We start from the raw sequence: 5,358 nt of genomic DNA, 5'->3' as shown, positions 1-5,358 counted from the left end.
CTCGATGCGTGCTGCGGCAGAAACCTTGGCGGCTTCCGCGTCTTTCTTGGCTTCGGTGAAATCGGTGAAATCAGCTTCGAGCTTGGCGAGTTTTTCCTTCTCGGCGAGCACACCGGTGTTGAACTGGGCGGCCTTGAGCGCGGTCGGCACTTTTTGCAGGATGCCGATCTCGGTGCTCGCAGAATTCGCAACGGTCTGCGCCGCAACGAGGTTGTTTTTGCCGGTGACGGCATTGGACTCGGCGTTCTTGATGCGGTCCGGGCCGGCTTTGACCAGCGCGGGCAGCTTCGGCAGTTCGGCCTTCTTCGCGGCGATGCCATCGGCGGTGGCTTTGATCTTAGCGTCGGTCTCGGCGATGAGCTTGTCGAGGTCTGTCGGAGCTGCAGGCGCAGCACCCAGCTCGGCCTTGGCTTTGGCGAGGGCGGCGGTGAGCTGATCGGCCTTGGCTTTGACTGGGGCGATCTTTTGCTGCTCAGCCTTGGCGGCGGCGAGCTTTCCTTCGCTGTCTTTGACCTTGGCGGTCAGGGCGGCATCACCGGCCTTGGCGGCGAGTTCCTTTTTGGCAGCTTCGAGCGCGGCGCTGGTGTCTGCCACGGCCTTGTCAGCAGCGGCCAGTTTGGCGGCTTCAGCAGCCACAGGGGCGAGCTCTTTTTCCTGCGCGGCGATCTTGGCGGACTTTTCAGCGAAGGCTTTGATGGCGGCGGTGCGTGCGGCCTTGTCCTGCTCGGCCTTGGTGCGGGCGGCTTTCAGGGCTGCCAGGGCTTTCTCGTCATTGGCGATCTCGCCGGGGAGGTTTTTGCTGCGCGCTTCGTTGGCGGCGACTTCGGCACGGACTTTGGCCAGCGCTTCGTCACGCGCCTTGGCATCGGCCTCGGCGGTTTTGATGGCGGCCTGCAGCGCCGGGAGCTTGGTGGTGAGTTCGGCCAGACGCTGCTCGGTCTGCACGATGCGCTGGGCGATCAGGGAAGGATTGCTGGTGTAGCGGCCGCTCTCACGGAGCGCCGTGGCACCAAAGGTCCACTGAATGATGTCACCGCGCCAGTTGGCGGAGATGGCGTTTTTGGAATCGAAGAGCGAGACCACTTTGGTCACGAGATCGCCCTGGCTGGGGGCTTCACCGAGTTTGTTGCCGTTGATGTCCCAGACGCGGACGAGGCCGTCGTTGCCGGAGGAGACGATCTTGCCATCGGGGGTGAAGGAAACGGACTGTACGCCGCCACCGTGAGCGGCCCAGTTTTTGACCAGCTTGCCTTCGTTCATTTCCCAAGTGCTGATCGTGCCGTCCATGGAACAAGAGGCGAGGATGTTGGAATCGGCGCGCCAGGAGAGGTCCACGCAGGAGGCCTTGTGCTGGCCGAGGATGTAGAATTCACCGCCGTTTTCGGCTTCCCAGACGTTGACGTTGCCGTTGCGGTCGCTGGTGGCCAGCAGCACACCATCCGGGCTGAAGGTGGTGCTCATGACCCACTCGGTGTGCTTGCTGATGACGTATTCCTCTTCGCCGTTGGCCGTGCTGTACACTTTGACCTTCTTCGAAGGGCTGCCGATCACGATCCTCTTGTGATCGGGGCTGATGTCGGCGGACATGACCTGATCGAACTCCTTGCCGACTTCGGTGATGCGTTTGCCGGTTTTGACGTCCCACACGATGGCGTGGCCGTTTTTGCCGCCACGACCACCACCCATGATGAGCAGGGAGCCATTGCGGCTGAAGCGCAGGCTGCGCGCGTAGCCTTCGGTGTAGGGGAAAATGCCGACGAGCTGCTTGGTGTCGGTGTCGTAGAGCAGGATCTGCTTCGGTGCAGCCAGAGCCATCAGCGAAGTCCATGGGCTGGCGGCCATGGCCGTGATGGCGGTGGTGTGCTGGGTGACGATGACGGGTTCCAGCAGCACATGCTCCGGCTTGGCGATGGGGCCTTCAGGCTTGCCGCTGGTAACGCTGACGGCCATGTCCACCTTCGGCTTGGCGGATTTCTTGGCGATGCTCGACTTGGTGTCGAGGATGCCGCCTTTGATCCATGAGGCGATGAGATCGAGATCCTTGGGGCCCAGCGGTGCGCCTTCCGGCGGCATGAAGGGCTCTTCTTTCTTGGCACAGGTGCTCCAGATGCGGCTGCTGTCCACATTGCCGGGATCGACCACGGACCCGCCGCCGCCACCGTTCATGAGGGCGCCGAAGCTGGTCAGATCGAGGTCACCCTTCTTTTTATCGGGATTATGGCAGGAGAAGCATTTGTTCTCCAGCAGCGGGCGGATGTGATCCTGATAGGTGATTTTTTCGGCAGCGTCCTGGGCATGAAGGGACACTGCGGCGAAGGCCGCGCAAGTCAGCGAAAGGGTGGTTTTGGACATCATAGATGGATGATGGGGTGAATTACGCACGTGGGGGGTGAAGACTTTCGTCAGAGGGGCGGTGGCCAAGAAATGTGTCAAGAAGGGCAATCTTGGCGTTCAATCTTCCTGGCGGGGATAAATGCGCTAAAGGAACGCGTAGAATGGCGGGGGCGCATCCTTATCACTGGGCTGTTTCCAAGTCCTGTGAGAGTGCTTTCTTTATGGGAATGATGAAAAACGAGAGCCAGCCCATCACCTTCTTCAAGCCGCTATTTTACGTAGCGGCCTTTTTGAAGGCCGGGTTTTTGCTGCCTTTTGTCTGGCTGCGTGAGACACCGTACTTCTGGACAAACGTCGGCGGGTATCCCCTCTGGCTGCGGGATCTGGTGCTGATCGCTTACTATCCTCTACTACTGGTGTATGTGGGCTCGCTGTCGTTCCTGAGCTGGCAGCTGCTGTGCCAGCCTGCGCGTTCCGTCAGAGGGTTCTGCGTGGAGGCCGTGGTGCTGGGGCTGTTGTGGCTGGTGGTTGCCCTTGTCGCAACGCTGATGCTCGCCAACAACATCGCCAACCTCATCGACGGGCGTCCGCTCCATGATCATTAGGCCGGGCAGGGGATCGTCCCCGGCTTGTCAGTGGATGTCCACATTTTTCCAGTACTCGTCATCCCTCCAGTGGGCATAGAGTGTTCTTTGCTGGAAAAAATTACGGATGACAATGGCCAGCAGGATCATGGCCAAGGCGATGATGGCAAAGTTCGAAGCCTGCGCCAAGTCCAGGTTAGACCCGGCCGCAGCATGAGGGCTGACGTTCATCACTTCGAAAATGCTGATGGGAACGCGAACCACAATCAGAGCCTCCATGGTGATGAGCAAAGGGCCGCATGGCACCTGGAAGTCCACATAGTCGCGCCGTGTTCGGCTGAGGTGCCGCATGTCCCGCAGACACAGCAATGGCTTAAACAGATTGGCAATGGGCACGAACCACCAGAGTCCTGACCAGACGCTGCGACGGACCATGTCTCCGTACAAACGCTTCAGCGAAGCAAAAGCGCAGCCCTGCCATATGGCGGTTGCGACAATGCTGATGGCTGATGCGAGCAGTGCGGTCTCAAATGCAGAACCTTCCATCAAAGACCGGGGGAGAGAGGGGATCCATCTGAACTCCTGTTTTGCAGATTGGAATGGTTGAATTGAAACCAAAGTCCAGCAGGCGATTTCCAACAGCAAAGCCGCGCTGCTGAAGATCATGCCAAACCAAAGCCCTGCAGGCAGTTCCGTCGAAGGCAACGCTGTCACGGCTGACTGGGGTGGCGCATAAACGACTGATGCCCCCGGCAGGCTGGAGTCGAAGGGCATGGCATTCGCGGACTGTTCCGGAGGCGGGGAGTCCGGGATGGTGGGCAGACTTGGAATCACCTGTGAGACGGTACTCCACTCCGCCTCGCCTGCCCTCTTCACGCGGGTGTCATTCTGCAAACGCCCGCGCTTGATGAGGCTGTGCAGCATGACCCCGCTGATGGGGCCAAAGGTAGTTTCACCGCGCAGATAATGCCATTCGTCCATTGGAAGACGAATCATAGGCGCGGCTGCGGTCGAAAAGCAAGATCTAGACTACTTGCCCAGCTTGTAGATCGCGCCGTTCCAGTCGAGCACGAGCATTTCTCCGGCGGCGTTGGCGCAGAAGGCGGTCGGTTTGACCAGCACGGTGGGCTTCTTCTTGGGATCGGCGGCAGGCGTCTGCGGGCTGGTGTAAAGCAGCGCATTGCTCACTTCCTTGCCGCTGTCATCGGTCTTGAGCGCCCAGACTTTGCCGAGGATGAAGTCGCCGTAGACGTAGGCTCCCTGAAGCTCTGGCAGAGCTTTGCCGGTGTAAACAATGCCACCGGTGATGCTGAGGCCGTCGGCGTGGCTATAGGCATGGATGGGCTCGATGAACTTCGCGTCGGCGGGCGGGGTGTCGGTCATCAGGGGGAATGCGGCAGGGCCTTCGCGGAAGTTCCAGCCGTAGTTGCCGCCATTCGTGATCCAGTTGATTTCTTCCCAGATGTCCTGGCCCACATCGGCGCACCAGAGGTGGCCTTTGGCGTCAAAGCTCAGGCCCCAGGGGTTGCGAATGCCGTTCGCGTAGATCTGTGGCAGGGCGTTCACGCCGTTCGCATACGGATTGTCGGCAGGAATGCCGTAGGCCTTGGAGTATTCGCGGCTGTTGACGTCGATGCGGAGGATCTTGCCGTAGAGCGTGGCGTTGAGCTGGGACATCTTGAGTTCGCCGTTGCGCTTCGAGTTGTCGCCCACGCCGATGTAGAGGAAGCCGTCCGGGCCGAAGACGATGTTGCCGCCGTGGTGGTTCCAGTTCACCAGCGGGATTTCGAGGAGTGAGCGCTCGGTGCTTTCGTCCGCCTTGTCGCCGTTGGCCTTCATCTCGGTGATGACGAGGCGCTTGGGCTTCTGCAGCGTGTAGCAGAGGTAGAAGAGGCCGTTGTCCTTGAACTTCGGGTGGAAGGCCAGGCCGTTGAGGCCTTCTTCAAAAAAGCCGTCCTTCGCCTCCATGCCACGCGGGGAGAGATCCAGGAAGGTCTTGGCTTCCGTGCCCTGCTCGTCCTTCGGCAGGATCAATATCTGCCCGCGCTGCAGCGCCAGGAACTCACGACCACTGCCATCCTCCGGGATCACCACCGCGATGGGGCGCTCAGTGGGGAGCTTTTCATAAACACGGGTCAGCTTGTGGGTGTCGGCTGCAAAAGCAGCCGAAGTGAGGAAGGCGAGACAGAGAAGGGAGCGCATAGGTTCGAGATAGTCAGTCTATGCGGGCCGAGTCTTGCAGGGCAATGAAGAAAATCTGCATCTAAGTGATCTTCCAGCTGTGGGAGGTCATCTTGGCGCAACGGCAAAGTTTCATTTGCCTTCAATCGGCCAAGAAATAGAATTTAAAGCATGAGTCTGGAAACCCTAATGGAAGAAGCTCGCAAGCTTGGCGAACAGGAACGTCGCCGTCTGGCAGCCTTCTTGACCACGCTTAGAG

The 5,358-nt window shown here is 59.7% G+C and carries 4 protein-coding genes and 1 pseudogene; 1 reads left to right on the top strand and 4 read right to left on the bottom strand.

Annotated elements, in window-relative coordinates; all coding sequences use genetic code 11:
- Positions 1 to 2,355: c-type cytochrome domain-containing protein (locus WAW39_RS00745; protein WP_422314749.1), on the bottom strand; the 2,355-nt coding region annotated here is incomplete at its 3' end.
- Positions 2,356 to 2,561: 206 nt separating this feature from the next.
- Between WAW39_RS00745 and WAW39_RS00740 the strand changes: the two genes are divergently transcribed.
- The gene (locus tag WAW39_RS00740; RefSeq protein WP_422314747.1) at positions 2,562 to 2,939 is read left to right on the top strand and encodes a hypothetical protein; all 378 of its coding nucleotides are present in this window, start codon (positions 2,562 to 2,564) and stop codon (positions 2,937 to 2,939) included.
- A 27-nt stretch (positions 2,940 to 2,966) separates the two neighbouring features.
- Here WAW39_RS00740 and WAW39_RS00735 read toward each other — a convergent pair whose 3' ends face one another.
- The 3 genes and pseudogenes from WAW39_RS00735 to WAW39_RS00725 all read right to left on the bottom strand — a co-directional run bounded on the left by WAW39_RS00735 (position 2,967) and on the right by WAW39_RS00725 (position 5,120).
- Positions 2,967 to 3,692: a hypothetical protein gene (locus WAW39_RS00735; RefSeq protein ID WP_422314751.1), complete on the bottom strand. Its 726-nt coding sequence runs from the start codon at positions 3,690 to 3,692 to the stop codon at positions 2,967 to 2,969.
- 69 nt (positions 3,693 to 3,761) lie between these two features.
- Positions 3,762 to 3,899 (bottom strand): annotated as a pseudogene (locus tag WAW39_RS00730) (DUF4339 domain-containing protein); the annotation flags it as partial.
- 48 nt (positions 3,900 to 3,947) lie between these two features.
- A complete protein-coding gene (locus WAW39_RS00725; RefSeq protein WP_422314745.1) occupies positions 3,948 to 5,120 on the bottom strand; it encodes a PQQ-dependent sugar dehydrogenase in 1,173 nt (390 codons plus the stop codon).
- Positions 5,121 to 5,358: the final 238 nt, after the last annotated feature.

Origin of the sequence: Prosthecobacter sp., from assembly GCF_049294395.1 — a bacterium.
GTDB lineage: Bacteria > Verrucomicrobiota > Verrucomicrobiia > Verrucomicrobiales > Verrucomicrobiaceae > Prosthecobacter.
This window is presented reverse-complemented; position numbering and strand designations above follow the sequence as displayed.